We start from the raw sequence: 26,198 nt of genomic DNA, 5'->3' as shown, positions 1-26,198 counted from the left end.
ATGGCATATCCTTATCAGACTCAGGGTTTTACGCTGGACAATAGCGGACGGCGAATTGTGGTCGATCCGGTTACTCGCATCGAAGGGCATATGCGTTGCGAAGTGAATATCGACAGTAATAATGTCATTACTAACGCCGTGTCGACCGGCACCATGTGGCGCGGCCTTGAGGTTATCCTGAAAGGTCGCGATCCGCGAGACGCCTGGGCATTCGTTGAACGCATTTGCGGCGTCTGCACCGGTACACACGCTCTGACCTCAATCCGTGCCGTAGAAAATGCGCTGGGAATCGCGATTCCGGACAACGCAAACTGTATCCGTAATATGATGCAGGCTACGCTACACGTTCACGATCACCTGGTGCATTTTTATCATCTGCACGCGCTGGACTGGGTCGATGTGGTTGCGGCCCTGAAAGCCGACCCACATCAGACCTCCGCCATCGCGCAAAGCCTTTCCGCATGGCCGCTATCCTCGCCGGGATATTTCCGCGATTTGCAAAATCGACTGAAGCGGTTTATCGAGTCCGGTCAACTTGGCCCTTTCCGTAATGGCTACTGGGGACATCCGGCGATGAAACTTCCGCCGGAAGCCAATTTGCTGGCGGTCGCCCACTATCTTGAAGCGCTCGATTTTCAAAAAGAGATCGTAAAAATTCACACCGTTTTCGGTGGTAAAAACCCGCATCCTAACTGGCTGGTGGGCGGCGTTCCTTGCGCCATCAACCTTGACGAAACGGGCGCGGTCGGCGCAGTGAATATGGAACGCCTGAACCTTGTCAGTTCCATCATCCAAAAAGCTCGCCAGTTCTGCGAACAGGTTTATCTTCCGGACGTCTTGCTGATTGCCAGTTATTACAAAGACTGGGCAAAAATCGGCGGCGGGTTATCGAGCATGAACCTGCTGGCTTATGGCGAGTTTCCGGATAACCCTAACGATTATTCCGCCAGTAATCTTCTGCTTCCGCGTGGGGCTATCATTAACGGTCGTTTCGACGAAATTCATCCTGTCGATTTAACCGCCCCCGATGAGATTCAGGAGTTTGTCACTCACTCCTGGTATACCTATGGTAACGGCAATAACGATAAGGGCCTGCATCCGTGGGATGGTCTGACCGAACCGCAACTGGTCATGGGCGAACACTATAAAGGCACAAAAACCTTTATCGAACAGGTGGATGAGTCCGCTAAATATTCATGGATTAAATCGCCGCGCTGGAAGGGACATGCGATGGAGGTAGGTCCGCTGGCGCGTTATCTGATTGGATATCATCAAAATAAACCGGAATTTAAAGAACCTGTGGATCAACTGCTTAGTGTATTAAAGCTGCCTAAAGAAGCGCTCTTTTCTACATTAGGACGTACTGCCGCGCGTGCGCTGGAATCCGTATGGGCAGGCAATACGCTGCAATATTTCTTCGATCGTCTGATGCGTAACCTCAAGTCCGGCGATACGGCGACGGCAAACGTCACGCTCTGGGAACCCGATACCTGGCCTACATCGGCAAAAGGCGTTGGTTTCAGCGAGGCGCCGCGCGGCGCGCTGGGGCACTGGATAAAAATTGAAAATCAGAAAATCGACAGCTATCAGTGTGTGGTACCGACAACCTGGAATGCCGGGCCACGTGACGATAAAGGTCAAATTGGCGCGTACGAAGCGGCGTTAATGGGGACTAAACTCGCCGTTCCCGATCAACCATTGGAGATTTTACGTACTCTGCACAGCTTCGATCCCTGCCTGGCCTGCTCCACCCATGTTATTGATAATCATGGAGGGGAGCTGGTCAGGGTTCAGGTACGATGACGACGATTCGGAGGTCTCAATGCATCTCAAAGAAATAACCAGCCAGGGGTACTATATCTATGAAGCGCCGGTCCGTTTATGGCACTGGATCACGGCGTTATCCATTGTCGTCCTGGCTGTTACAGGATATTTCATTGGCCGCCCCCTGCCATCGATTCAAGGTGAAGCGACCTTTATGTTTTGGATGGGCTGGATACGACTGATCCATTTTACCACGGCGTATATTTTTACTGTCGCGCTGCTGTTTCGTATTTACTGGGCATGTGTCGGCAATGAGTACGCCAGGGAGATGTTTCTGGTTCCGTTCTGGCGCCGCGCCTGGCGCAAAGGCGTTATCAGCGAAATCCGCTGGTATTTTTTCCTCGAAAAAGAGGCCCATCGTTACTATGGACATAATCCGGTAGCGGGACTGGCGGTAATGTTCTATTTCTGGATGTCCGTACTGATGGTGTGTAGCGGCTTTGCGCTCTATGGCGAAGGGCTTGGAACAGACAGTTGGGCGTATCAATGGTTTGGCTGGATGATTCGCCTGACTGGCAACGATAGCCTCGCGCTACATTTCTGGCACCGGCTGGGCATGTGGTTCATTATCGCCTTCGTCATTGCGCATGTTTATACCGCTATCCGCGAAGACATTATGAGCCGACAAAGCGTGATTTCCGTCATGATAAGCGGCTGGCGCTGGTTCAGGTGATAACAATGGCAGAAGTAACAATCTTAGGGCTTGGCAACCTGCTTTGGGCAGATGAAGGGTTCGGCGTCAGAGCGGCGGAAAAGCTGTTTGAACAGTATGCCGATAACGAGAAAGTTGACGTTGTTGATGGCGGTACGCAGGGACTGGCGCTGCTGCCCTGGCTGCAACAGACCGAAAAACTGTTAATCATGGATGCTATCGATTTTGGTATGGCGCCAGGTTCGCTGGCGATGTTTCGTGATGAACAGGTTCCCGCCTATCTGACGGCGAAAAAACTCAGTTTACATCAGACCAGTTTTTCTGAAGTGCTGGCATTGCTGCAATTAACCGGCGGCCAGTTATCGGAGATTGTGCTGATTGGCGTGCAGCCGGAATGTCTGGATGACTATGGTGGAAGTCTTACGCCGCAGGTAAAGGCGCAACTGATGCCTGCGGTCTATCTCGCGCAGGAAGTGCTGGCGCAATGGGGTATCACCGCCTCTTCAACGGACTTGCCCACTGAGAGACTCAATCATTACAGCCTGTGTATGGAACGCTACGAAGATGAACGGCCAGATGCGCAAAGCGCTTGCCGGGTCGGCGATATTCGGGTGCTACAGAGAGAGAAATCATAATGTGTATCGGCGTTCCTGTGCAGGTTATTTCACCCGGTCAGTGGTTCGCCAAATGCCGCGACCGACACGGCGAGCTTATCGACGTTGATATTCGGCTTGTGACTCCCCCCTTAGCAGGCGCATGGCTGCTGACATTTGGCGGCGCAGCACGACGAGAAATGGACGAAGCGGAAGCCGCTGAGGTACTGGCGGCGCTGGACTCACTGGAACAGGCCATGCTCACGCAAAGCGATCCGCTGACCGGTTTTGCCGATTTATTGTCTCGCACGCCTGAATTACCGGAGCATTTAAAAAAATGACTATCTCACCCCAAAATCCTGTTTGTCCACTGGCGGATAAAGGCTTTCTGGTTACCGATGCGCAAACGCTCCCGTCGTTGATTAATACGCATCCGACTCTGCTGGTTTTGCTGCAAAGCGACCCCAACAAACATCCGGAAGTCGCCGACAGTTGGGTCATTATCCCGGAGATCCTCAAGCAATTTCCGGCGACGTCTTATACCGCGGCATTTGCGGATAGCGAACAGAGTGAACTGATCGCCCGGGAGTATCGCATTCTGAAATATCCGGCGCTGCTTTTCTTTCGCCAGCACCGTTTTGTCGGCAGTCTGGCGGGATTATATAGCTGGCAAGAATACTCTCAGCGGGTGGTCGCATTGCTGACCACACCGGGCTATCGTCAGGATATTCCCGTTATCACGCAATAGAATGAAAGGTAACACACGTGAATCATTCCAGAACTATTCCAGTCGTTAATATTGCCGGACCAGGCTCGCAGCCAGAAGAGGAAGACTTTAACTTTCTTCCTATCCCCGCCGGCATTAATCTCCCACTGACGCCGGTTTTACCGGAACAGGCGTTGCCCGCTGAGCTTCGTGTTGCCAGACACATCCTGACTACGCTTATTCGCGATATGGATAACCCGGTGGCAACGCTCCCATTTCCCCTGAGCTATAAGCTGAATGCCACTGAGCAACAGAATAGCGGTTTGTTGGATCAACTGCTCGGCGAAGGTGAAATCTCCGCCCGGGTACTATTATCCGATGGAAAAGAACAGCGTATTCAGGAGACGGTTTTTACGGGTGTCTGGCGTGTGCGTGAATATAACGCTGACCAGCAACGGGTTGCCGATGAAATTATCATTGGCCCGATCCCGGAGAGCATCTGGCAGACGCATCCGCAGCCGACGATTACGCCAGAATTGCCGCCACAACCGGCGGGACTGATGAATGGCGCCTTTATCGCGCATGAAATAGCCGAGCGCGTAAAACAGCCGGTAAAAGAGCCGCATATCATTAACTTAACGCTGTTGCCAGTAAACGATGCCGATCGCGAGTATCTGGATCATTTTTTAGGCGAAGGTTGTAGCGCTATTTTTTCACGCGGATATGGTAAATGCCGGATTGTAAGTACGCATTTTCCCGGCGTATGGCGGGTAAATTATTTCAATGATATGAATACATTACTGCAAGATATGATTGAGATAGCGGACATTCCTGATATCGCCGTTGCAGGCATCGACGATATCGAAGATGCCTACGCGGGGCTAAAAAATACGTTGGAATGGTTGAAAGAATACCCGGTCACAGAAAATGAGCCAGTGGTGCGCATGGAGTGCAAAGTATGTTGGTGGGTTTACGACCCTGCGCTGGGCGATGACGTATGGCAAATTCCACCCGGCGTGCCCTTCAGCCAGTTACCTGATTACTGGTGCTGTCCGGTTTGCGAAACCAGTAAGTCCGGGTTTATGGTGATCGATGAAGGTAATAATTCGTGCAAAGATTGACCGTCTATTCTCACCCGCTACGGATTATCTGGCAGGAGGCGCCGATCGGTCGTTTGTTACAGGGCGCAACACCGGTATACGCAAAAACGCTTATTTCACGTTTGTTTACGTTGTGCGCTCAGGCACACAGCGTAGCGGCGGCTTTACTGTTGTTTCCTGAAGAGAAGCCAGATATGCAGGCCGCACAACAGGAGCTGGCGCGAGAAACGCTCCGTCGCGCGTTGACCGACTGGCTCCCCCTGTTTAGCCACCGACAGGCAACCGCTGAAGAATGGGCGTTGTTACGTCGCGGAGAGTTATCCCCGCTGGCAAGCACAATCTTTTTTGACGATGATCCTCAGACCTGGCTTGCCGCTGGCGTAAAGGGCTGGGAAGCCTGGTTTTTGCAAGAGCGTTCTGAAACCGCCCGCTGGCTGGCGGCAGTACAGAATATCATTACACCTACACTACCGATGGCGTCGTCCCCGGACCATACGTTAATAACCCATGGTCCCCTGGATGTCTCGCCTCTGGCTATCGAATATCCGCTGCTGTCAGCCTGTTGTCTTAGCGGTAAAACGACTGCGCTACGTCTGCTGGCCCGCTGCATTACGCTCGCCCGAAGTTTGAGCGCCCTTCCTACCCTGCGCTGGAATCGTTTTGATGATGGCGATTGGAAAATCGCAGTAGTGGAAACCGCGCGAGGATGGTTAGTTCATCAGGCCAGACTGACGACGTCAGGCAATATTCTTGATTACCGTATTATCTCGCCTACCACACGTCACGCCCAATCTGACGGCGTCATTGCTCGCGAACTGGCCACTATTCCACTCTCATTGTGGTCGCAACAGTTACAGGTAATTGATCCTTGTGTCGCCGTAAATATTGTTGAATGAAGGAGCTGGCCCATGCATGAATTAGCCCTGGCGCAAAATATTATCGAATTGCTGGAGGAGCAGGCAGTAAATCACCAGTTCAGCAAGGTAAAGCAAGTCTGGCTGGAGATTGGCGTTATGGCCTGTGTTGAGGTGCCGGCGCTGCATTTTGGCCTGGACGTCGCCGCTCGTCATACCCTTGCTGACAATGCGCGTTTCCACATTACTATCGCACCGGCGCAAGGTTGGTGTCTGTCCTGTAATCAACCCTTCACCTCTCAAACGTCCACACTCTGTTGCCCCTTTTGTCATTCAGGTAAAGTGCAGATAGATGACAGTAGCAGAATGCGCATTCGCGAGATCGAAGTCGAATAGCCAACGAATAGTCAATAAAAAAGGACGCCAGAAGCGTCCTGAAATAATAAAAGAATAAATTAACAATAATAAAGGTTAAGCAGTGACACAGTTTTGGGAAAAGGAGGGTATCCCTAAACTGTCTTAATCAGCAAGTTTTATCAAAACTCGTAGACTAAGCCGAGCGCCACGGTGTTGTCTGTATTAGGATTCGATGGGTTGCCATCTTTTAGCAGATTGATTTTGTAGTCAACATACGCGGACATATTTTTATTGAAGTAGTAGTAGGAACCCACATCAATATATTTCACAAGGTCGAACGAACCCAGTCCATCAACATCATTGGCTCTGGATTGCAGGAACGCCAGTGATGGGCGTAAGCCATTATCAAATTGATATTGCCCTACCATTTCCCAGTTATCGGTTTTATGTGCAAAGCCGCCCAATGTATCGCCCATATAGGTCATATCATAAGTACGGGTATAGTTTGCCGCCAGGTAAATATTATTGGCATCATACTTCACGCCGCCAGTCCAGGCTTCAGCGCGGTTACCATTGTCGTATTTATCTTGCGTCATCTGATCAAGCGTGCGTTTGGAACTGGTATAGGCTGCCCCCAGGCTCACCCCCATGCCCAAATCATATGTCGCTGATGCCCCGAAACCATCGCCATTCTGGTACGCGATACTTTTTCTGGCATTATTACTTAAAGGATCACCTTCTTTCGACAGGCCGTCATTTTTACCCTGATACTGCAACGCAATATTCAGACCATCAACCAGACCAAAGAAATCATTATTGCGATAAGTCAGAACGCCATTCGCGCGTCCGGTCATAAAATTATCGGAAGCTTCATACGAATCATTACCAAATTCAGGCAGTACGTCAGTCCATGAACCAATGTCGTATAACACGCCATAGTTACGACCATAATCAACAGACCCCATATCGGCAAATGCTAAACCAGCAAAACCGAGACGCGTCCAGCTTTGCGGGGAACCGCTGGAGTCACCATCTTCCGGACGATTGGCGTTGACCTGATACTCCCACTGTCCAAAACCGGTTAGTTGATCGGTAATTTGAGTCTCGCCTTTAATACCCATACGGATATAAGATTGATCGCCATCCGTACTATGATTACTGGAAAAATAATGCAGGCCGTCGACCTTGCCATACAAATCCAGTTTATTGCCATCCTTGTTATAGATTTCTGCTGCATTGGCGGCTCCAGCCATCATTACGGCTGCGGCTACCGCAGATAACACCACTACTTTTTTCATTTTATATGCCTTATTTGTCTTATTTTTGGACTTTCCGCAAAGCCTGCTCGCGGAACTGTCCAGGACAATATCACTAACAATTACCGTGCGTTAAGTTTCAAAGTGTAATATTAGCTTGCTATGTATTAGTGATGTTAAAATGCAAGTTAAGCATGGCTACATCAATGATATGCCCTGTTTTCTGCTGTAATAACAAAGAGGTTACCAGTAGAGAACTGGCTTACGGTCGGGGATGCCAGGGCGAGAACGGCACTGAACACCAGGCTGACATTCGGTAAGACGGAATCATAATCAAGTCAGTTGAGGCCACAGCCCTTCTTATTTTTGTGTATAATTTGTTACGTTTACATTTATTTTTAAATTAGCGTTATGAAAATATCAGTACTACTGAAATAGCACTTCTTCGCTTCGTGTATTTTTACTATGGTTAATTATCACATAGCGCAAACGGTCATTTTTGTATCACTATTCATAAGATTAACTATTTACCAGCGGTAATAAATACAAAAACAAATCAAGGGACAACAACAATACTGAAACTCTAAATGTTGATATTTTGAGTCATGCCGTTACAAAAAAATACGATATTCTTAATTGCACTACTCCCTTTTCGGGGTAATTTTATAGAAGGATGTTTTTTATTGTTCGTGAGCCATGCTCCTTTAGTATAAAGGTGAACGTAACAGGAAAGATAAAGCGTCTCAAAAACAGACCATATGGGTATAACTATTATGCAAAAAACGTCACTATTGTTTTCGGCCGCCGCAATAACGTTAACTCTGATGGCGTCATCGGCATCAGCGGCAACGCCAACCGCCGCACAAAATGAAGCTACGTCGACCGTTAAACAAGAAATTACAGAAGGTATTAACCGCTACCTTTATTCAATAGATAAGGCAGACCCAACGTTAGGCAAGCAGCTCTTTTATGTTTCACCGGAAACCAGTTTTATTCATCCACGCGGTCACGAACGCGGATGGTCGCAGATCGCTGAAAATTTTTATGGCACCACTATGGGTAAAACCTTCAGCAAACGCACATTAAAACTGGACGCTCCCCCTGCTATTCATGTGTATGGCAATGCCGCCGTTGCAGAGTTCGACTGGCATTTTACCGCGGTACGCCGTGATAATGGGCAGACTCAACACACGGCAGGCCGCGAAAGCCAGGTGTGGGCGAAGATACCAAACACAGGATGGCGAATCGTTCATGTCCACTACTCCGGTCCAGCTAAAACCGGCGTTGGAGAAGGCTATTAAGCTTTGCTCTTCAGGTTATGGCGCAGATGAACATTCTGCGCCAGTTAAGACGATCTCAGGTCAGTTGATAGTGCTTATCCGGTATCCGTTTTGCCGGAATATCCCTTTCATCATTCATTTGCAGTAAATCGATTTCTATCGCATTGCATATCGCATCCAGCGGTAAATCATTATTTTCAGTACCGAACGGATCTTCCAACTCTTCCGCCAACGCATCCAGCGCGATAAACGTATAAGAAATAAGCACCGAAATAAACGGCGTCATATAGTGCAGATCAACCACCAGTGCAAATGGCAACATAATGCAGAAAAGATAAACTGTACGATGCAAAATTAACGTATAGGCAAAAGGCACCGGCGTATTGGCGATGCGCTCACAGCCGGCCAATACTGACGACATATCATTTAAGCGGTTGTTGAGGCTATGAAATAAAATATCGGAAAGCTTTCCGCTGCGGCGGCGAATCGCCAGCCACTCTCCCATCAGCAATAAGATACGGTTAGCGGGGGAATGGGAAGCGACAACTTTCTGTAACGCCTCCTGGTCAAGATAGTTTCCCAGAACTTGCGTTTGAGGCTGTCGACGCAATGTCATACGCAAACAGTGGGCAAAAGCGATTTGTAACCGAACAAAATCCTCGATACCGCGTTCATCAGGCAAGGTTGTTTTCACCTCTCGCAGTATTGAGCGTGAAGCGATCATCAACTGTCCCCACAAATGTCGGGCTTCGACGTAACGCGCATAACAGGCATTATTGCGAAACCCCAGAAAAATGGCGATAGCGACGCCCAGTATGCTAAACGGCGCAAGGGTAAACTTAATACCCAGCATTGTGTACCAGGGCAGCATGATAATAACGGCGATAGAAAGAAGAAAGTTAAGGAGTAGTCGTGAAAAGATTTTAGATAACACGGAACCATGCCAGACAAATATCAGGCGAATCCAGTGCTGTTGTGGTCTAACGATCATGATTATCTTCAGCAGGTGAAAAAGCACTGTCATTAAACGTGATCCAGATCAAGGTTGCAAGCTTCTGGCGATACACGGGTTCCCTGCCCTGTAGAACATTTTTTTGCACAGTGCTGATAGGCGTTGAAAAAAAAACAACCAAATGTATGTTGTAACTAAAAAGACATTTCAGCACATGAGATATATGACGGTCAACGGCTGCTATCAGTGGTATAGGGTGTTTTATCGGGGAAAGCGTCAGCAACGACGCACTGCCCTACCGCTGATTCATTTGTATGACCAGCCAGTAATGGATAACGTTGACAATATACTGTTGCTGCGCTTCGCTCAGCGGTTCTCCCTGAGGTATCTGGTGCCACTTCGCCAGGCACCCGCGACAGCAGGTTGCCGTCGCATGTTGCGCGATAAATACCGGATGGCCCCGCATCGGCGTTTGCTTACCATCATTCGCCGGGTGAGCTGGCGCCAGTCGCTGGGCGATGAAATCGGCGGCGTGTTTATCAATTACCTCCGCGCCTTTATCCCAGCAATATTGTCTTTCTTTTATCCCGAGACGAAAACGCGAACGAAATGTCGATCGCGCCAGGCGGGCAAAGAGCGGTTCAAGCGCATTCATCAGTATACCGAACGTCCTAACGTTTGTGTTAATTGTTCAAGCGCGGCGATACCTGCCAGAGAGTTTCCCGCAGGATCCAGCTCCGGACTCCAGACGGCAATCGCCATTTCATGCGGCACAATGGCGACAATACCGCCGCCCACGCCGGACTTAGCGGGCAATCCCACCCGCCAGGCAAACTCTCCGGCATTCTGATACATACCGCTGGTCGCCATTAGCGCATTAATCTGCCGGGCCTGCATGGGGGTAACTACCGGCTCGTCGAGATGAAACGCCTCGCCCTGATTCGCCAGAAAGACAAACGTCCTCGCCAGTTCCATGCAGCTCATTTTCAACGCACAGTAGTGGAAGTAATTTTGCAACACGGTAGGCACATCATGATGAAAATTACCGAATGATTTCATCAGCCAGGCAATTGCGGCGTTACGGGCGGAATGCTCAAATTCAGAGCGCGCGACCGTAGCGTCATACGTAATATCCGATACGCCGCAAAGCGCGCGCACAACTTCCAGCATCCGCTGACGCGGCGCGCTAAGCCGGCCTTGCAACATGTCGCATACCACCAGCGCGCCCGCATTAATAAATGGATTACGCGGGATGCCTTGTTCCATCTCTAACTGAACCAACGAATTGAACGGCGAGCCGGAAGGATCTTTTCCGACGCGCTGCCAGATCTCCTCTTCCGGATAATGACGCATCGCCACCACCAGACTAAGCACTTTCGAAATAGACTGAATAGAGAAGCGTTCGTGCGCATCGCCCGCCTGATAATGCTGCCCGTCCACGGTACAAATCGCTATCCCCAGCTTTGAACCCTCGACGGACGCTAATGCCGGAATATAGTCAGCGACTTTGCCCTGGCCAATGAGGGGGCGAACGCGCTGTAAAATCGTCTCTAAAATTGCATTATCCATGGCCCTGGCCACAACATGCTCCTTGCTCGCAGGTCTGAAAAGGCCTGCGAGTATAGCAGAGGGCGCCACGCGACGTCAGGGCGATTAGACGCGGTTCTTCCAGACGGTCTGCACATTACAAAATTCGTGTAAACCAAAGTGCGAAAGCTCACGACCGAAGCCGCTTTTCTTCACCCCGCCGAATGCCACACGCGCATCGCTGGCGCTGTACCCATTAATGAATACCCCGCCGCACTCAAGACGCGCCGCCATCTCCGCGGCCAGCGTATCGTCGGCGGTAAAGATCGTCGCCGACAGGCCAAACTCACTGTCATTCGCCAGCGCGAGGGCGTGCGCCGCATCTTTTGCAACGGTAATGGCGGCAACAGGCCCAAAAAGTTCCTGACGAAATGCCGTCATGTCAGGTGTGACATCCGCCAGAACGGTCGCGGCATAATAGTTGCCCTCCCCGGCGATTTTCTCGCCGCCCAACAGTAGCCGTGCACCTTCGGCGACGGAAGCCTGCACCTGTTGATGGAGTTCATCACGCAGATCAAAGCGCGCCATCGGCCCCAGGTCATTCTCTTCAACCAGAGGATCACCCATCTTTAATGCTGCGGCAGCCGCCACAAAACGATCGGTAAACGCCTGCGCAATGCCCTCTTCGACAATAAAACGTTTGGCGGCGGCGCAGACTTGTCCGGTGTTTTGATAGCGTCCTGCAACCGCGGCTTTTACCGCCAGTTCGAGATCGGCATCATTGAGTACAATAAACGGATCCGAGCCACCCAGTTCCAGTACGCACTTTTTCAGCGCCGCCCCAGCCTGAGCGCCAATCGCCGCGCCGGCGCGCACGCTACCGGTCACCGTCACCGCCGCGATTCGCGGATCGTTAATCATCTGACTCACGCCCTCATTATTGGCGTTCACCCATCCATAGACGCCAGCAGGAGTACCGGCTTCCGTCAAGATTCGGGCTATCATCTGCGCGCAACCCGTGACATTGGGCGCATGTTTTAACAAGTAGCTATTCCCCGCCAACAGTATCGGCACTGCCCCGCGTAACACCTGCCATAAAGGAAAATTCCACGGCATTATCGCCAGAATGACGCCCAGCGGACGGTATTCAATCACCGCCTGCTGATTTTCTACCAGCGTAGGCTCAGGATTCAGCATTGCCGGGCCATGTTCCGCATACCAGTCGCATAACGCGGCGGATTTCGTCACTTCCGCACGCGCCTGCTTTATGGGTTTACCCATTTCACGCGTAATACATTGCGCCATCTCTTCTGCATGAGCGCGAAGCGCCTGACCAATATCGCGTAATGTTTGCGCCCGTTGCGCTACCGATGTCAATTTCCACTTTTTGAAACCGCTCGCCGCCAGACTCAGCGCATGTTCAATCTCTTGCGCGTTAGCCCAGGGCATTGCCGCCAGCGTCTGGCCGGTCGCAGGATTCACGGATAACGCCTGTGTTGCAGTCATCATGGTCATGTTCTTTCTCTCGTTATCAGGGGAGTTGTACCATCATGACGCCCTTTACCGTTTCTGAAAAATGAATAATATTAACCAGACTATTCACGAATTGAGAAAACCATGGACCTGACGCAACTGGAAATGTTTAACGCTGTCGCTCTGACGGGCAGCATTACGCAGGCGGCGGCAAAAGTACACCGCGTTCCGTCCAACCTGACCACGCGTATCCGTCAGCTTGAAGCCGACCTGGGCGTTTCTCTGTTTATTCGCGAAAACCAGCGACTCAGGCTGTCACCAGCCGGGCATAACTTTTTACGCTACAGCCAGCAGATCCTGGCGCTGGTCGATGAAGCCCGCATGGTGGTTGCCGGAGAGGAACCGCAAGGACTGTTTTCACTCGGCGCGTTAGAAAGTACTGCCGCCGTACGTATCCCCGCGCTGCTGGCGGGTTATAACCAGCGTTACCCTAAAATTCAGTTCGCGTTAACGACCGGTCCTTCCGGCGCCATGCTGGATGGCGTGCTCGAGGGAAAGCTGAACGCCGCCTTTATTGATGGCCCGCTAATGCATCCGGGGCTGGAAGGTATACCGGCTTACCAGGAAGAGATGATGATCGTCGCGCCACACGGCCATTCCGTCGTTTCGCGGGCCAGCGAGGTGAATGGTTATAACATCTATGCTTTTCGCGCCAACTGTTCTTACCGACGGCATTTCGAAAGCTGGTTTCATGCCGATGGCGCGACCCCCGGTACGATTCACGAAATGGAGTCATATCATGGAATGTTGGCGTGCGTAATTGCCGGCGCAGGTATTGCGCTGATGCCAGCAAGTATGCTCAACAGTATGCCAGGACATCATCAGGTGGAAGCCTGGCCGTTGGCGGAGAAGTGGCGCTGGCTTAACACATGGCTAATGTGGCGGCGCGGGGCGATGACGCGCCAGCTTGAGGCCTTTATCGAGTTACTTAACGCCCAACTGGCGAGCGTCGACTGAAGACGAAACGGCCTGCGAAGTAAATGAGAAGCAGGTCACAAAATGATTGTCTTTTCGCCAGTAAACGTTTTAAGATCGCGGCCTCACCTTCTCGCAACTAACCCGAAATATTTTTATGACAATCAATCCAGTTTCCCGCAAGGTCGCGTGGCTACGGGTAGTTACGCTTGCTATTGCCGCTTTTATTTTCAATACCACAGAATTTGTGCCGGTTGGTTTGCTATCAGACATTGCTGAAAGCTTTCATATGCAAACCGCGCAGGTCGGCATCATGCTAACCATTTACGCCTGGGTAGTTGCCGTCATGTCGCTGCCTTTTATGCTTCTTACCAGTCAAATGGAGCGCCGTAAGCTACTCATTTGTCTGTTTGTTTTGTTTATTGCCAGCCATGTGCTCTCCTTTCTGGCATGGAACTTTACCGTGCTGGTCATTAGCCGTATTGGCATCGCTTTCGCCCACGCTATTTTCTGGTCGATAACCGCCTCGCTGGCGATCCGCCTGGCCCCTGCCGGGAAACGCGCTCAGGCATTAAGTCTGATAGCGACCGGCACCGCGTTGGCCATGGTGCTTGGGCTGCCGATAGGTCGCGTTGTTGGTCAGTATTTTGGCTGGCGCACCACCTTTTTTGCCATCGGCATGGGCGCATTAATTACGCTGCTATGTCTGATTAAGCTTCTACCGAAATTGCCGAGCGAGCATTCCGGCTCACTAAAAAGTTTACCTTTGCTATTCCGGCGCCCGGCGCTGATGAGCCTCTATGTACTGACCGTCGTTGTGGTGACTGCGCATTACACCGCTTATAGCTATATTGAACCGTTCGTTCAGAATGTCGCCGGGCTCAGTGCGAATTTTGCTACCGTTCTGTTACTGATCCTCGGCGGCGCCGGGATCATCGGCAGCCTTGTGTTTGGTAAACTGGGTAATCGCCATGCCTCGTCGCTCGTCAGTATCGCTATTGCCCTGCTGGTTATCTGTCTGCTTCTGCTGCTGCCTGCGGCGAATAGCGAAGCGCATCTGGCCATACTGAGCATTTTCTGGGGCATCGCGATTATGGTGATAGGGCTCGGTATGCAGGTGAAAGTACTGGCGCTGGCCCCGGACGCGACCGATGTCGCAATGGCGCTATTTTCAGGCATCTTTAATATTGGTATTGGCGCTGGCGCGCTGGTAGGCAATCAGGTGAGTTTGCACTGGTCAATGTCGGCCATCGGCTATATTGGCGCTATACCCGCCTGTGCCGCGCTGGTATGGGCTGTGCTCATATTCCGCAAATGGCCAGTGACGCTGGAAGAACAACCGCATTAAGACATTCGTCTGCCGGGAACAGGTTTCCGGCAGACGAAAATGCGCCTTAGTGGTACGTTTTAATAATTTCCAACACGCCGTTGATAATAAATTGCACGCCCATACACACCAGCAGGAATCCCATTAAGCGGGAGATCGCTTCAATCCCCCCTTTCCCCACCAGCCGCATAATAGCGCCAGAACTGCGTAAGCATCCCCACAGGATCACCGCCACGGCAAGAAAAATAATCGGCGGCGCGACCATAATGACCCAGTCGGGAAACTCGCCGCCATGACGCACCGTGGAAGCGGAACTGATGATCATTGCGATGGTCCCCGGTCCTGCGGTGCTTGGCATAGCCAGTGGAACAAACGCAATATTGGCCGTCGGTTCGTCTGCCAGCTCCTCCGATTTGCTTTTCGCTTCCGGCGACTCATGCGCCTTCTGCTGCGGGAAAAGCATTCTGAAGCCGATAAACGCCACGATTAACCCCCCGGCGATCCGTAGCCCTGGAATCGAAATACCGAAGGTGTTCATGACTAACTGCCCGGCATAGTACGCCACCATCATAATAGCGAAGACATAAACCGAAGCCATATAGGACTGCCGGTTGCGTTCCGCACTATTCATATTGCCCGCAAGGCCAAGAAACAGCGCCACGGTGGTTAGCGGATTGGCTAACGGGAGCAGTACGACCAGCCCCAATCCAATCGCTTTAAACAAATCCATCATAATACTATCTCTTACCCATCAGCGTTTCATGAACCGGAAGTATAAAGTGAAATTGCCCAGGCGCGCCATTTCGCCAGTGTGCAAATTAATATCCTCTACAACATATAACCTGTAATTATCAATTAGTTACAAGTTATCACAACACAATACTCCGGACGCCTTTTAGCAAATCGTGGCATCGGTCAATTCATTTAGTTGACTTATACTTGCCTAGGCAATAGTATCTGACGAAATTAATTACTTGCCGGGGCAACCATTTTGAAAAGCACCAGTGATCTGTTCAATGAAATCATTCCGCTGGGTCGCTTGATCTACATGGTAAATCAAAAAAAAGATCGCCTGTTAAATAACTATTTATCCCCGCTGGATATCACCGCAACACAGTTTAAAGTGCTGTGCTCGATACGCTGCGCGGGATGTATTACCCCGGTTGAACTTAAAAAAGTGCTGTCTGTCGATCTCGGCGCATTGACGCGGATGCTCGATCGCCTGCTGTGCAAAGGCTGGATCGAAAGACTGCCGAATCCTAATGACAAACGCGGCGTACTGGTGAAGCTAACGCCGGACGGCGCGGCAATTTGTGAGCAATGTCATCAACGACCAGGGCAAGACCTGCATCAGGAATTAACAAAAAACTTAACGGCGGACGAAGTGGCAACGCTTGAGTATTTGCTCAAGAAAATTCTGCCGTAGACAAAAAAGAGGTATGACGATGTCCAGACGCAACACTGACGCTATTACTATTCATAGCATTTTGGACTGGATCGAGGATAACCTGGAGTCGCCGCTCTCACTGGAAAAAGTGTCTGAGCGTTCAGGATATTCCAAATGGCACCTGCAACGGATGTTTAAAAAAGAGACCGGTCATTCATTAGGCCAATACATTCGCAGCCGTAAAATGACGGAAATCGCGCAAAAATTAAAAGAGAGCAACGAGCCCATTCTCTATCTGGCGGAACGCTATGGCTTTGAGTCACAGCAAACATTGACCCGGACGTTCAAAAACTATTTTGATGTGCCGCCACACAAATACCGGATCACCAATATGCATGGCGAATCACGGTATATGCTGCCGCTGAACCATGGCAACTACTAGTTTGTTTATGCGCCACGCGAAGAGCACCATGAAAATGCTGTTTCCCGCCCTGCCGGGTCTGTTACTTATCGCCTCCGGATATGGCATTGCAGAACAAACTTTGTTACCTGTGGCGCAAAATAGCCGCGATGTGATGCTGCTGCCCTGTGTGGGCGATCCGCCAAATGACCTTCACCCCGTGAGCGTGAACAGCGATAAGTCAGATGAATTAGGCGTGCCCTATTATAACGACCAACACCTTTAACCTCTTTGCCCCGTTTTGCGGGGCATTTTTTTAGTACCGTCTGGCGATGACAAGTCCGCCGCTATCACCTCGCGGTATGGTCTGAAATTAGCGTTTGTCTTCTTAGTAACATAATGCCTCATCCCCTGACGCGCGCAGTACGGCGCACACGAAATCCAAACACATTGATATAGAGTCCAGCCATAATCAGTACTGCGCCCGCAAGCTGCATCCCGGTCAACGTTTCCCCGAGTAACACCGCAGCGCTCGCCAGCCCGACTACCGGCACCAGCAATGATAACGGCGCCACGCGCCAGGTCTCATAGCGCCCCAGTAACGTGCCCCAGATGCCGTAGCCAAGTATAGTGGCGACAAAAGCCAGATAAAGCAGCGACAATATCGTCGTCATATCGATGGTAATAAGGCTTTGCGTAATGTGATCCGCCCCCTCCAGTAGCAGCGATGACAGCAGGAACGGCAGGATCGGGATCAGCGCGCTCCAGACCACCAGCGACATCACCGCCGGGCGCGGACTATGTTGCATAATTTTTTTATTAAAGATATTGCCGCAGGCCCAGCTAAATGCCGCCGCCAGAGTCAGCATAAATCCCGACATCGCTATATGCTGTCCGTTGAGACTGGCTTCAATCAATACCAGTACACCTATGATCGCCAGGGCGATCCCCGCCAACTGCTTACGTTGTAACCGCTCGCTAAAAACAAACGCCCCCAATGCCATGGTAAAAAAGGCCTGCGCCTGTAATACCAACGACGCCAGTCCTGCGGGCATACCAAACTTTATCGCGCAAAAGAGAAAGGCGAACTGCCCAAAGCTTATCGTCAGCCCATAGCCCAGCAACAGCGTAAGCGGGACTTTAGGCCGGGCGACAAAGAAAATTGCCGGAAACGCCACCAGTAAAAATCGTAATCCTGCCAGCAATAATGGCGGCATATGGTGCAGGCCTACTTTGATGACAACAAAATTGAGCCCCCATACGACAACCACCAGTAACGCCAAAAAACCGTCTTTACGCGACATCATCGGCCCCTGTCATTATTAAAATTTTGTAAAAAGGTAAGTTATCGGAAATCAGTGCGCCATAACAGGACTTTTCTTTTTACCGTGAGCATGGCATTGAACAACACACGATGGGCAAAATCCTGCGTTATGGTATGTTAAGACTACGCTATAGCGTATAGACATCATGCTTTTGCGGGCACGGTAGATTAAAACGTCCCGATACGTAACCTCCATTTCAGGCAGGAAAAATGAATCCAGGATTGAGACGTTCGACGTTGGCTCTACTCGCCTCATCGCTGTTATTGACAATTGGACGCGGCGCCACGCTCCCCTTTATGACCATCTATCTTAACCGTCAGTACGGTTTAGGCGTGGATCTGATTGGCTACGCGCTGACCAGCGCGTTAACGATTGGCGTCATTTTTAGTCTTGGCTTTGGGATTCTGGCGGACAAGTTTGATAAAAAGCGCTACATGTTACTCGCGATTATCGCCTTCGCCTGCGGATTTATCGCCATCCCAATGGTGCATAATGTCGTACTGGTTGTCCTGCTTTTTGCGCTTATTAACTGCGCCTATTCGGTTTTTTCTACCGTCCTGAAGGCCTGGTTCGCCGATAATCTCACCGCGACAACAAAAACACGGATTTTTTCGCTCAACTATACCGTACTCAATATCGGCTGGACGGTTGGCCCGCCGCTCGGCACGCTGCTGGTGATGCAAAGCATCAATTTACCCTTCTGGCTTGCCGCTATCTGTTCCGCATTTCCGCTGGTCTTTATTCAGGTATGGGTGACACGTTCGGTTGCCGCCAGCGAGGGGAAAAATGCCGCTATCTGGTCTCCCTCCGTTCTGCTGCGCGACAAAGCATTATTGTGGTTTACGCTTTCGGCATTTCTGGCCTCCTTTGTGGGGGGCGCCTTTGCGTCCTGTATTTCACAGTACGTTATGGTCGTTGCCGATAGCGGCTTCGCGGAAAAAGTGGTAGCCGTCGTCCTGCCGGTTAATGCGGTTATTGTGGTCAGTTTGCAATACGCCGTGGGCCGTCGACTTACCGCCGTCAATATTCGACCAATGATGACGACCGGCACCGTCTTTTTTATCGCTGGGCTCATCGGATTTATTTTTTCAGGCGACAATCTGTTTTTTTGGGGGCTTTCAGCGGCAGTATTCACGATTGGCGAAATTATTTATGCCCCCGGCGAATATATGTTAATTGACAACATTGCGCCTGCCGGGATGAAAGCCAGCTATTTTTCAGCGCAATCGCTGGGCTGGCTGGGTGCGGCGGTAAACCCGCTGGCCAGCGGCGTCATCCTGACGACACTTCCCGCCTGGTCGCTTTTCGTTGTCCTGATAATCGCCATTGTGTTCGCCTGGGCACTGATGTTAAAAGGAATGCGGATTACCCCTACGCAACAGGCTATCACCTGTTAATTATCTGCAGCCAGTGATGTGCGCAGTTTCTGGCGCACCGGGTTAACCCTATATATTGCAGGCTAATTATCTGCTGTCACTGCGGTAATTCAGGAATATTCCTGGGCGCTGACGAAAATATTCTAATGCTTTACCCTTCCAGTAAAATAAATACGCAATTCAGACTTTGCTTAAGTATAAATTAGTACTATAGTCTGTACGAGGTTTTTTAAAAAAGAGGATGCACGCTAAAATAAGGAGAAACGAGATGTTAGGCAGTATTAACCTTTTTATCGTTGTATTAGGAATTATTTTATTTTCCGGATTTCTGGCCGCCTGGTTCAGTCACAAATGGGATGATTAATGAACGGAGATAATCCCTCGCAGAGCCGGCCCCTTGCTGCATCGTTGCGCAAGGGGCCGCTTTTGTCTGGATGGCAGGCAAAAAAAAACCGCCGGTTCACCAGCGGTAAATGCTTGCATGGATAGATTTGTGTTTTGCTTATACGCTACCGGGCAAATTCTTGCGAGGATAACGGATCGCTAACGACTGTAGCACCGTCAATATCAATGAAGCTTAAACGATACGCAACCAGACCTGAATAAGACATTATGGGATCTTTTTGTCCCCCAGGCGCTTTTACAAGACCCATGGTATCAGGCCAGCCGCGTGCCTCGTATGGCTGACCTGGAGATTGCCGGTTAGCGCGCGTTATTTTTGCAGTCGGTTCACGCGAACAAGCGGTTCCTTCGCTTTCTTGTCCAGACTACCGTTAATGTTGATCATTTGATCCGGCTGAACTTCCCGCCCATCAAATACGGCGGAAGGAATTATCACGTTAATCTCGCCGGATTTATCACGAAATACATAGCGATCGTCGCCTTTATGATCAATAAGGTTGCCGCGCAGCGAAACGGTCGCGCCATCATGCAGGGTTTTTGCCTGTTCGATGGTCATTTTTTCTGCATCATCCGTACCGCGATAACCATCCTCAATAGCATGAGGCGGCGGCGGCGCCACGTCTTTTTTTAATCCCCCTTGATCATCCGCTAGCGCGTAAGGCATTATCAGCAAACTTAAAAATGCAGCCACCGGTAGTTTCATGCTCTCTCCTTAATAACGTCTATTTGACGTATTAAGTCTGGCCGCTATTTTTAGTTTTTACAAACATGAATTTACCCGCAGGATATTAAGCAATAAAATCAACCCATCCGGATTAATATGCAACCGATATCAGCGCCGGTGAGCACGAAAGCGTAACGGCGTAATAGTTAACTCGCCACATCGCTGAAGTCATATGCATCAACGTCTTGATAGCAATTCAGAATAATCGGCTTTATTTTTTGAGGATAATGGCCTTACGCATAATCAATGACAGTCATCGCCGCAGAAAAGTAAGCAAGTTATGCAACAGCGGGTTTGTTGGTAACTGGATAAAATAATCATTCACTGACAATGTCATAAAATAAATATGCCATACTTGAGAAGAACGAACATATTTCATTTGTCTCTGTAACGGAAAAATAAACGATGAGATTAGAACAGCACGATATTGTCACCCTTGATGAAGCCGAAACCATCGATAGCCTGACAAAAAAACTTGGTCATTTACTGGTTAACCAGAAACTCCGTCTGACCACTGCAGAATCCTGCACTGGCGGGAAACTGGCTTCAGCATTGTGCGCAGCAGAAGATACGCCCTCATTTTACGGTGTGGGTTATGTCACCTTTACTGATGAAGCCAAAGCAAAAATCTTACGCGTACAACGCCACAGTCTTGCCGAACATACCGCCGTCAGCGAAGCGGTCGTTACTGAAATGGCACAGGGCGCTAAGGATCAGGCTGAGGTCAATATCAGCATAGCGATCAGCGGCTATGGCGGTCCGGAAGGCGGCGAAGATGGCACGCCGGCGGGCACCGTTTGGTTTGCCTGGAATATTAACAATACAACTTTTACAAGCCGACAACATTTCAACGGAGATTGTCAGGAAGTATTGGAAAAATGCGTACGCTTCGCCCTCGCTGAATTGCTTTTTCTGTTAACGAAGAAAGCATAAAAAATAATTTCATCTGACCGGTCAGAATAACTCCCGGTCAGAATAAAAAAATGCGAGCCTATGGCCCGCATCGTATGCGCAATATTTCAGAATATATTTACGAAATATCAGGAGTAAAATTAATTGCCGGATTTCCGTCCGCCACTGTGGCTATTCTGGCCACCTTTTTTACCCGCTTCAGATGCACGCTGTGGGTCGTTTTTAAAGTTCCCACCGCTATGCTGACCGCCTTTACGACCTGCTTCTGAGGCTTTCTCTTTATCTTCTGCAAAATTACCGGAACCGCCGCGATGTTCTGCCATAATATAATCCTCATGATGATGTTGCGTTTTAAATATGATATGTCTTCTCATATCATGTGATACAGTTCTAAATCTAGTCGCCCTGTGCGCAGTGTCAAATTCATTTCTGCATTATTTACATAACGCCGATACATGGCGGAAAATATATTTTTTGAAAACATCAACAGCGAAGCGGTAATAAATCTTTGGCAATCAATCCACCACGGAAAAATAAGTAGAAAAATCCGAATGCACGCCCTTGTTATATTCAGACAATTTAACCCCATAAATTTAACTGGCTGTCATCAGAAGTGCAGGATTCATTTTCAGGCGGTTGTTCGACAGTGCCGAACAACCGTATCAGCTTAGCGATCGAGCCCACGATATTGTAACATGGGGTCAATATGCGGTTCATGTCCACGCCAGGCTGAATAAAGCGTTTCTAAATCAGTACTATTCCCCCGGGAAAGGATAGCATCACGAAAACGCTGCCCGTTTTCACGCGTCAGGCCGCCCTGCTCTACAAACCATTGATAACCGTCATCCGCTAACATTTGCGTCCACAGGTAGGCGTAGTATCCCGCTGCGTAGCCGCCGCCGAAGATATGGGCAAAATAACTGCTGCGATAGCGGGGCGGCACTGCCGGTAAATCAAGATGCTCGGCGGCCAGCGCCTGCTGCTCGAACTCAGCGACAGACTGCTCTGCTACGCTCTCCTCCAGCATATGCCAGCGCATATCCAGCAATGCGGCGCCGAGCAATTCAGTCATATCGTAACCTTTATTAAATAAACTCGCCTTGCGCATTCTTTCCTGTAAATCAGCAGGCATTTTTTCACCGCTGTCGACATGACGCGCGTAGCGTTCGAACACACGCGGATGGCTCGCCCAATGCTCATTAATCTGGGAGGGAAACTCAACAAAGTCGCGGGGCGTATTGGTACCTGAAAGCGTGGCATAGCGTTGGACGGCAAACAAACCATGTAGCGTATGACCAAACTCATGGAAGAGCGTAATAACGTCGTCCCAAAGCAGTAATGCAGGCTGCCCATCAACCGGTTTCTGATAGTTACAAACATTGTATATAACGGGCCGGGTTTCGTTGAGTGTGGATTGCTCGACAAAATTCCCCATCCACGCGCCGCCGCTTTTCGAGTCCCGCGCGAAGAAGTCGCCATAAAATAACGCCATGCCGACACCATCGGAATCGAAAATCTCCCACACCCGAACATCAGGGTGATACACCGGAATGTCAAAACGCTCGACGAAGGTGATGCCGAATAGCTGGTTGGCGGTCCAGAAAACCCCCTCTTGCAAGACCGTATTTAAGGCAAAATAGGGCTTCAGTTGCGCTTCATCTAACGCATATTTTTCCCGCCGTACCTGTTCGGCATAGAACATCCAGTCCCAGGCCTGAACGGTGTAGCCGCCCTGCTCACCCTCAATGACGTTCTGAATTTCCGCCTGTTCATTGAGTACGCGCTGACGCGCTGGCGGCACAATGCCACGCATAAAGCTCAGTGCGGCTTGCGGCGTTTTCGCCATCTGATCGGCCATTTTCCATGCGGCATAATTGGGGAAACCCAGCAGTTTTGCCTGACAGCGACGAATCTCTACCAGACGCTGAACGATAGCGCGGGTATCGTGGGCATCTCCTTTTTCCGCCCGAGTCCATGACGCTGCGAATAAATTTTCGCGGGTCTGGCGATCGCGCAGCGTAGCAAGCGCAGGCTGTTGCGTCGTATTAAGGAGCGGAATGAACCAGCGCTCCTCCAGGCCTTTTTCACGCGCCGCTTCAGCAGCGACGGTCATTTCTTCCGGGCTTAATCCTGCCAGGCAATGCGCGTCATCTACCGCCAGCCCGCCCGCTTTACTTGCCGCCAGCAGACGCTGATTAAACTGGCTCATTAAGGTCGCGGATTCAGTATTCAATACCTTCAGCCGCGCTTTATCCTCTTCGGCAAGCTGCGCGCCTGCCAACACAAAACGCTGATGGATCACATCGACCAACCGTAGCGACTCATCATCCAGCCCCAGTGAGTGACGCTGTTGCCAGACGGCATCCACGCGAGCGAATAACGCGCTATTCAGATAAATATCGTTGGAGAGCGCCGCCAGCTCGGCAGAAAAGGCCTCATCCAACCGCTGGAGTTCATCGTTAGTGTGCGCGGCCGTCATCGCGAAAAAAACGCTGGTGACGCGTGACAGAAGCGCCCCGCTTTGCTCCAGCGCCAGAAGCGTATTCGTAAAATCAGGGGCCGCCGGATGATTGACGATGGCCTCGATTTCCACACGTTTTTGCCGCACGCCCTCATCAAAAGCAGGACGATAATGGCAATCTTTGATCCGATCAAAACGCGGTGCCTGATAAGGCAACATACTCTGGTCTAACAAAGGATTCGTCGACATTTTTCACTCCTGAAAATAGGTTGATCATAAGAGTAAGCTTCCCCCTATGCTGACCGCAACCGTGTTAACCAGGATTACCCTTTCATAAACGCCGCGTGCTATGGTAATACAACACAAAAAGCGTTGAGGAACTGTGTGATGATCGTTTTAGTAACTGGAGCAACCGCAGGGTTTGGCGAGTGCATTGCACGCCGTTTTGTTGAGAATGGACATAAAGTCATTGCCACGGGACGTCGTCATGAACGCCTGCAAGCGTTAAAAGATGAGCTTGGCGAGAACGTATTGACCGCCCAACTGGACGTGCGCAACCGCGCGGCCATCGAAGAGATGATGGCCTCTCTGCCTGCGCAGTGGCGCGATATTGATGTGCTGGTCAATAACGCCGGTCTGGCGCTGGGTCTTGAACCGGCGCATAAAGCCAGCGTAGAAGACTGGGAAACTATGATCGATACTAATAATAAAGGCTTAATTTATATGACCCGCGCCGTGCTGCCAGGAATGGTCGAACGTAATCGCGGTCATATCATTAACATCGGTTCAACCGCCGGCAGTTGGCCTTATGCTGGTGGCAACGTCTATGGCGCGACGAAAGCCTTTGTGCGCCAGTTTAGCCTGAATTTGCGCACGGATTTACACGGCACGGCGGTTCGCGTGACCGACATTGAACCGGGTCTGGTTGGCGGTACCGAGTTTTCCAGCGTCCGTTTCAAAGGCGACGATGAGAAAGCGGGTAAAACTTACGAAAATACCACCGCGCTCACGCCAGAAGACATTACCGAAGCGGTATGGTGGGTGGCCACACTCCCCGCGCATGTGAATATTAATACCGTTGAAATGATGCCTGTTACCCAATCCTTCGCAGGGCTCAGCGTCCACCGTAGCTAAGGGGTTATACCCGGTCTGCGGGCCGGGTAATCCCTGGCAAACGTATCTGCAACCAGAAACATGAAAGGTATAGACCACCACGGAAAAGTGGTAGAGTATCCGGGTCAACCGCCTAAAAAGTAAGAATGAATGACCGTCGAAACGCAGCTTAACCCTACACAGCCAGTCAACCAGCAAATTTACCGTATTCTTCGGCGTGATATCGTGCATTGTCTGATCCCGCCTGGCACGCCGCTATCAGAAAAAGAGGTCTCAACCCGTTTTAACGTTTCGCGTCAACCGGTGCGCGAGGCTTTTATAAAGCTGGCGGAAAATGGGTTGATTCAGATCCGCCCTCAGCGCGGTAGTTATGTGAATAAGATTTCGCTTTCTCAGGTACAGAATGGCTGCTTTGTTCGGCAGGCAATCGAATGCGCGGTGGTCCGCCGTGCGGCGGCGATGATCACCGACAACCAGTGCTATCAACTGGCGCAAAACCTGCACCTGCAACATATTGCCATCGAGCGCAAACAGATTGATGATTTTTTCCAGCTTGATGACGATTTCCACCAAAAGCTGGCGCAGATCGCCGATTGCCAGTTAGCGTGGGATACCATTGAAAATATCAAAGCGACAATCGACCGGGTTCGCTATATGAGTCTGGATCATGTTTCTCCGCCGGAGATGTTGTTGCGCCAGCACCATGATATTTTCTCCGCGCTGGAAAATCGTGACGGCAATGCGGTTGAGAGCGCAATGACCCAGCATTTGCAGGAAATTAGCGAATCCGTTCAGCTTATCCGTCAGGAAAACAGCGGCTGGTTTAGCGAAGACTAACCCCCCTTTAACGTCGGGGTGAGACGCCTTCTCCGCTTTCTCACCCTGCACATTCCCGCCTAAAAAGCCGTGAGCTTGATCAAAAACAAAAAAAATCCGCAACGAGAAGCGTATTTATATGTCGCCCGTCATGCGGGGAAACCTGCGGGCTTTGGCTGTAAGTTTGAAAGGAGAAAACACCATGATGACATACGATCGTAACCGTAACGCAATCACTACCGGTAGCCGGGTCATGATAAGCGGCACGGGTCATACCGGGATTATCAAAGCCATTGAGAGCGAAGGTCTGGATGCAGGTCAAATTCGCCGCGGCAAAACGGTGATTGTCGAAGGTTGTGAAGGTAAATTCGCGCCGGTCGAACTGATTCGTCTTGGCATGAACTGA

30 protein-coding genes are annotated in these 26,198 nt (G+C 50.5%); 20 read left to right on the top strand and 10 right to left on the bottom strand.

Annotated elements, in window-relative coordinates:
• The 8 genes from J4645_RS06020 to hypA are packed head-to-tail and all read left to right on the top strand — an operon-like array spanning position 1 to position 6,125.
• Positions 1 to 1,803: a nickel-dependent hydrogenase large subunit gene (locus J4645_RS06020; protein WP_000331200.1), complete on the top strand. Its 1,803-nt coding sequence runs from the start codon at positions 1 to 3 to the stop codon at positions 1,801 to 1,803.
• Positions 1,754 to 2,497, top strand: coding sequence for a Ni/Fe-hydrogenase, b-type cytochrome subunit (gene cybH / locus J4645_RS06015; protein WP_000924456.1), 744 nt, complete (start codon positions 1,754 to 1,756; stop codon positions 2,495 to 2,497). The genes J4645_RS06020 and cybH overlap by 50 nt, the downstream gene beginning before the upstream one ends.
• A 5-nt stretch (positions 2,498 to 2,502) precedes the next feature.
• On the top strand, positions 2,503 to 3,111 hold the full coding sequence (gene hybD / locus J4645_RS06010) for a HyaD/HybD family hydrogenase maturation endopeptidase (RefSeq protein ID WP_000852666.1): 609 nt from the start codon (positions 2,503 to 2,505) through the stop codon (positions 3,109 to 3,111).
• The gene (hypC, locus tag J4645_RS06005) at positions 3,111 to 3,410 is read left to right on the top strand and encodes a HypC/HybG/HupF family hydrogenase formation chaperone (protein ID WP_000334912.1); all 300 of its coding nucleotides are present in this window, start codon (positions 3,111 to 3,113) and stop codon (positions 3,408 to 3,410) included. The genes hybD and hypC overlap by 1 nt, the downstream gene beginning before the upstream one ends.
• Positions 3,407 to 3,817: a hydrogenase gene (locus J4645_RS06000; protein WP_000155988.1), complete on the top strand. Its 411-nt coding sequence runs from the start codon at positions 3,407 to 3,409 to the stop codon at positions 3,815 to 3,817. Before hypC ends, J4645_RS06000 begins: the two co-directional genes overlap by 4 nt.
• 17 nt (positions 3,818 to 3,834) lie before the next feature.
• A complete protein-coding gene (locus J4645_RS05995) occupies positions 3,835 to 4,896 on the top strand; it encodes a hydrogenase expression/formation C-terminal domain-containing protein (protein ID WP_001016748.1) in 1,062 nt (353 codons plus the stop codon).
• Positions 4,884 to 5,771 (top strand): ATP/GTP-binding protein, encoded by an 888-nt coding sequence (locus J4645_RS05990; RefSeq protein ID WP_001189405.1) that lies wholly within the window; start codon positions 4,884 to 4,886, stop codon positions 5,769 to 5,771. Before J4645_RS05995 ends, J4645_RS05990 begins: the two co-directional genes overlap by 13 nt.
• Positions 5,772 to 5,783: 12 nt before the next feature.
• Positions 5,784 to 6,125, top strand: a complete 342-nt coding sequence (hypA, locus tag J4645_RS05985) for a hydrogenase maturation nickel metallochaperone HypA (protein WP_000544772.1) — start codon at positions 5,784 to 5,786, stop codon at positions 6,123 to 6,125.
• Positions 6,126 to 6,265: 140 nt separating this feature from the next.
• On the opposite strand, the gene ompC is transcribed toward hypA, so the two are convergent.
• Positions 6,266 to 7,384 (bottom strand): porin OmpC, encoded by a 1,119-nt coding sequence (gene ompC / locus J4645_RS05980; RefSeq protein ID WP_000758339.1) that lies wholly within the window; start codon positions 7,382 to 7,384, stop codon positions 6,266 to 6,268.
• Between the two features lie 716 nt (positions 7,385 to 8,100).
• On the opposite strand from ompC, the gene J4645_RS05975 reads away from it, so the two are divergent.
• Positions 8,101 to 8,643, top strand: a complete 543-nt coding sequence (locus tag J4645_RS05975; protein ID WP_000513120.1) for a nuclear transport factor 2 family protein — start codon at positions 8,101 to 8,103, stop codon at positions 8,641 to 8,643.
• A 55-nt stretch (positions 8,644 to 8,698) separates the two neighbouring features.
• On the opposite strand, the gene J4645_RS05970 is transcribed toward J4645_RS05975, so the two are convergent.
• The 4 genes from J4645_RS05970 to sad form a co-directional block, all read right to left on the bottom strand.
• Complete coding sequence (locus J4645_RS05970; RefSeq protein ID WP_001562768.1) at positions 8,699 to 9,613, bottom strand: bestrophin family protein; 915 nt, start codon at positions 9,611 to 9,613, stop codon at positions 8,699 to 8,701.
• Positions 9,614 to 9,869: 256 nt separating this feature from the next.
• Positions 9,870 to 10,229, bottom strand: a complete 360-nt coding sequence (locus J4645_RS05965; protein WP_000992447.1) for a DUF4186 domain-containing protein — start codon at positions 10,227 to 10,229, stop codon at positions 9,870 to 9,872.
• Complete coding sequence (gene glsB, locus J4645_RS05960; RefSeq protein ID WP_000090081.1) at positions 10,229 to 11,155, bottom strand: glutaminase B; 927 nt, start codon at positions 11,153 to 11,155, stop codon at positions 10,229 to 10,231. Before glsB ends, J4645_RS05965 begins: the two co-directional genes overlap by 1 nt.
• Positions 11,156 to 11,227: 72 nt before the next feature.
• Positions 11,228 to 12,616, bottom strand: coding sequence for a succinate-semialdehyde dehydrogenase (gene sad / locus J4645_RS05955; protein ID WP_001522569.1), 1,389 nt, complete (start codon positions 12,614 to 12,616; stop codon positions 11,228 to 11,230).
• Positions 12,617 to 12,718: 102 nt separating this feature from the next.
• Here sad and J4645_RS05950 point away from each other — a divergent pair, with 102 nt between their 5' ends.
• Positions 12,719 to 13,591, top strand: coding sequence for a LysR family transcriptional regulator (locus J4645_RS05950; protein ID WP_000366539.1), 873 nt, complete (start codon positions 12,719 to 12,721; stop codon positions 13,589 to 13,591).
• Positions 13,592 to 13,706: 115 nt separating this feature from the next.
• A complete protein-coding gene (locus J4645_RS05945; protein ID WP_000154613.1) occupies positions 13,707 to 14,897 on the top strand; it encodes a sugar transporter in 1,191 nt (396 codons plus the stop codon).
• A 46-nt stretch (positions 14,898 to 14,943) separates the two neighbouring features.
• Here J4645_RS05945 and J4645_RS05940 read toward each other — a convergent pair whose 3' ends face one another.
• On the bottom strand, positions 14,944 to 15,609 hold the full coding sequence (locus J4645_RS05940; RefSeq protein WP_000968968.1) for a MarC family NAAT transporter: 666 nt from the start codon (positions 15,607 to 15,609) through the stop codon (positions 14,944 to 14,946).
• A gap of 258 nt (positions 15,610 to 15,867) precedes the next feature.
• Between J4645_RS05940 and marR the strand changes: the two genes are divergently transcribed.
• The 3 genes from marR to marB are packed head-to-tail and all read left to right on the top strand — an operon-like array spanning position 15,868 to position 16,949.
• On the top strand, positions 15,868 to 16,302 hold the full coding sequence (gene marR, locus J4645_RS05935; RefSeq protein WP_000843434.1) for a multiple antibiotic resistance transcriptional regulator MarR: 435 nt from the start codon (positions 15,868 to 15,870) through the stop codon (positions 16,300 to 16,302).
• Between the two features lie 19 nt (positions 16,303 to 16,321).
• Positions 16,322 to 16,705 (top strand): MDR efflux pump AcrAB transcriptional activator MarA, encoded by a 384-nt coding sequence (gene marA / locus J4645_RS05930; RefSeq protein ID WP_000091194.1) that lies wholly within the window; start codon positions 16,322 to 16,324, stop codon positions 16,703 to 16,705.
• A 28-nt stretch (positions 16,706 to 16,733) separates the two neighbouring features.
• A complete protein-coding gene (gene marB / locus J4645_RS05925) occupies positions 16,734 to 16,949 on the top strand; it encodes a multiple antibiotic resistance protein MarB (RefSeq protein ID WP_000783049.1) in 216 nt (71 codons plus the stop codon).
• Positions 16,950 to 17,067: 118 nt separating this feature from the next.
• On the opposite strand, the gene eamA is transcribed toward marB, so the two are convergent.
• Entirely contained in the window at positions 17,068 to 17,970 is a 903-nt protein-coding gene (eamA, locus tag J4645_RS05920; RefSeq protein ID WP_000987753.1) for an O-acetylserine/cysteine exporter, read from the bottom strand.
• 227 nt (positions 17,971 to 18,197) lie between these two features.
• Here eamA and ydeE point away from each other — a divergent pair, with 227 nt between their 5' ends.
• Entirely contained in the window at positions 18,198 to 19,385 is a 1,188-nt protein-coding gene (gene ydeE / locus J4645_RS05915; protein WP_001068050.1) for an efflux MFS transporter YdeE, read from the top strand.
• A 247-nt stretch (positions 19,386 to 19,632) separates the two neighbouring features.
• On the top strand, positions 19,633 to 19,728 hold the full coding sequence (gene mgtS, locus J4645_RS05910; protein WP_000901531.1) for a protein MgtS: 96 nt from the start codon (positions 19,633 to 19,635) through the stop codon (positions 19,726 to 19,728).
• Positions 19,729 to 20,076: 348 nt separating this feature from the next.
• On the opposite strand, the gene J4645_RS05905 is transcribed toward mgtS, so the two are convergent.
• Positions 20,077 to 20,469 (bottom strand): YdeI family stress tolerance OB fold protein, encoded by a 393-nt coding sequence (locus tag J4645_RS05905; protein WP_000775494.1) that lies wholly within the window; start codon positions 20,467 to 20,469, stop codon positions 20,077 to 20,079.
• 426 nt (positions 20,470 to 20,895) lie between these two features.
• On the opposite strand from J4645_RS05905, the gene J4645_RS05900 reads away from it, so the two are divergent.
• Entirely contained in the window at positions 20,896 to 21,423 is a 528-nt protein-coding gene (locus J4645_RS05900) for a 2-oxo-tetronate isomerase (RefSeq protein ID WP_001235359.1), read from the top strand.
• Between the two features lie 119 nt (positions 21,424 to 21,542).
• On the opposite strand, the gene J4645_RS05895 is transcribed toward J4645_RS05900, so the two are convergent.
• Together J4645_RS05895 and dcp are read right to left on the bottom strand one after the other, a co-directional pair.
• Complete coding sequence (locus J4645_RS05895) at positions 21,543 to 21,725, bottom strand: general stress protein (protein ID WP_000807642.1); 183 nt, start codon at positions 21,723 to 21,725, stop codon at positions 21,543 to 21,545.
• A gap of 344 nt (positions 21,726 to 22,069) precedes the next feature.
• Positions 22,070 to 24,112, bottom strand: coding sequence for a peptidyl-dipeptidase Dcp (gene dcp, locus J4645_RS05890; RefSeq protein WP_000106269.1), 2,043 nt, complete (start codon positions 24,110 to 24,112; stop codon positions 22,070 to 22,072).
• A 138-nt stretch (positions 24,113 to 24,250) separates the two neighbouring features.
• Between dcp and ydfG the strand changes: the two genes are divergently transcribed.
• From ydfG to ydfZ, 3 genes are all read left to right on the top strand, one after another.
• Positions 24,251 to 24,997 (top strand): bifunctional NADP-dependent 3-hydroxy acid dehydrogenase/3-hydroxypropionate dehydrogenase YdfG, encoded by a 747-nt coding sequence (gene ydfG / locus J4645_RS05885; protein ID WP_000636564.1) that lies wholly within the window; start codon positions 24,251 to 24,253, stop codon positions 24,995 to 24,997.
• Between the two features lie 129 nt (positions 24,998 to 25,126).
• Positions 25,127 to 25,813: a GntR family transcriptional regulator gene (locus J4645_RS05880; protein ID WP_000215562.1), complete on the top strand. Its 687-nt coding sequence runs from the start codon at positions 25,127 to 25,129 to the stop codon at positions 25,811 to 25,813.
• A 181-nt stretch (positions 25,814 to 25,994) separates the two neighbouring features.
• Positions 25,995 to 26,198, top strand: coding sequence for a putative selenium delivery protein YdfZ (ydfZ, locus tag J4645_RS05875; RefSeq protein WP_000989267.1), 204 nt, complete (start codon positions 25,995 to 25,997; stop codon positions 26,196 to 26,198).

This window comes from Salmonella sp. 32082101201600294FB01SM01 (genome assembly GCF_017572865.1).
GTDB lineage: Bacteria > Pseudomonadota > Gammaproteobacteria > Enterobacterales > Enterobacteriaceae > Salmonella > Salmonella enterica.
Note: the sequence above shows the minus strand (reverse complement) of the source record. Positions and strands in the feature narration are given on the sequence as shown.

Excerpts from the sequence above, each read along its gene's own strand:
- J4645_RS06020 (WP_000331200.1), top strand. The coding sequence starts at position 1 with ATGGCATATCCTTATCAGACTCAGGGTTTTACGCTGGACAATAGCGGA.
- cybH (WP_000924456.1), top strand. The coding sequence starts at position 1,754 with ATGTTATTGATAATCATGGAGGGGAGCTGGTCAGGGTTCAGGTACGAT.
- hybD (WP_000852666.1), top strand. The coding sequence starts at position 2,503 with ATGGCAGAAGTAACAATCTTAGGGCTTGGCAACCTGCTTTGGGCAGAT.
- hypC (WP_000334912.1), top strand. The coding sequence starts at position 3,111 with ATGTGTATCGGCGTTCCTGTGCAGGTTATTTCACCCGGTCAGTGGTTC.
- J4645_RS06000 (WP_000155988.1), top strand. The coding sequence starts at position 3,407 with ATGACTATCTCACCCCAAAATCCTGTTTGTCCACTGGCGGATAAAGGC.
- hypA (WP_000544772.1), top strand. The coding sequence starts at position 5,784 with ATGCATGAATTAGCCCTGGCGCAAAATATTATCGAATTGCTGGAGGAG.
- ompC (WP_000758339.1), bottom strand. The coding sequence starts at position 7,384 with ATGAAAAAAGTAGTGGTGTTATCTGCGGTAGCCGCAGCCGTAATGATG.
- J4645_RS05975 (WP_000513120.1), top strand. The coding sequence starts at position 8,101 with ATGGGTATAACTATTATGCAAAAAACGTCACTATTGTTTTCGGCCGCC.
- J4645_RS05970 (WP_001562768.1), bottom strand. The coding sequence starts at position 9,613 with ATGATCGTTAGACCACAACAGCACTGGATTCGCCTGATATTTGTCTGG.
- J4645_RS05965 (WP_000992447.1), bottom strand. The coding sequence starts at position 10,229 with ATGAATGCGCTTGAACCGCTCTTTGCCCGCCTGGCGCGATCGACATTT.
- sad (WP_001522569.1), bottom strand. The coding sequence starts at position 12,616 with ATGACCATGATGACTGCAACACAGGCGTTATCCGTGAATCCTGCGACC.
- J4645_RS05950 (WP_000366539.1), top strand. The coding sequence starts at position 12,719 with ATGGACCTGACGCAACTGGAAATGTTTAACGCTGTCGCTCTGACGGGC.
- J4645_RS05945 (WP_000154613.1), top strand. The coding sequence starts at position 13,707 with ATGACAATCAATCCAGTTTCCCGCAAGGTCGCGTGGCTACGGGTAGTT.
- J4645_RS05940 (WP_000968968.1), bottom strand. The coding sequence starts at position 15,609 with ATGATGGATTTGTTTAAAGCGATTGGATTGGGGCTGGTCGTACTGCTC.
- marA (WP_000091194.1), top strand. The coding sequence starts at position 16,322 with ATGTCCAGACGCAACACTGACGCTATTACTATTCATAGCATTTTGGAC.
- marB (WP_000783049.1), top strand. The coding sequence starts at position 16,734 with ATGAAAATGCTGTTTCCCGCCCTGCCGGGTCTGTTACTTATCGCCTCC.
- eamA (WP_000987753.1), bottom strand. The coding sequence starts at position 17,970 with ATGATGTCGCGTAAAGACGGTTTTTTGGCGTTACTGGTGGTTGTCGTA.
- ydeE (WP_001068050.1), top strand. The coding sequence starts at position 18,198 with ATGAATCCAGGATTGAGACGTTCGACGTTGGCTCTACTCGCCTCATCG.
- mgtS (WP_000901531.1), top strand. The coding sequence starts at position 19,633 with ATGTTAGGCAGTATTAACCTTTTTATCGTTGTATTAGGAATTATTTTA.
- J4645_RS05905 (WP_000775494.1), bottom strand. The coding sequence starts at position 20,469 with ATGAAACTACCGGTGGCTGCATTTTTAAGTTTGCTGATAATGCCTTAC.
- J4645_RS05900 (WP_001235359.1), top strand. The coding sequence starts at position 20,896 with ATGAGATTAGAACAGCACGATATTGTCACCCTTGATGAAGCCGAAACC.
- J4645_RS05895 (WP_000807642.1), bottom strand. The coding sequence starts at position 21,725 with ATGGCAGAACATCGCGGCGGTTCCGGTAATTTTGCAGAAGATAAAGAG.
- dcp (WP_000106269.1), bottom strand. The coding sequence starts at position 24,112 with ATGTCGACGAATCCTTTGTTAGACCAGAGTATGTTGCCTTATCAGGCA.
- ydfG (WP_000636564.1), top strand. The coding sequence starts at position 24,251 with ATGATCGTTTTAGTAACTGGAGCAACCGCAGGGTTTGGCGAGTGCATT.
- J4645_RS05880 (WP_000215562.1), top strand. The coding sequence starts at position 25,127 with ATGACCGTCGAAACGCAGCTTAACCCTACACAGCCAGTCAACCAGCAA.
- ydfZ (WP_000989267.1), top strand. The coding sequence starts at position 25,995 with ATGATGACATACGATCGTAACCGTAACGCAATCACTACCGGTAGCCGG.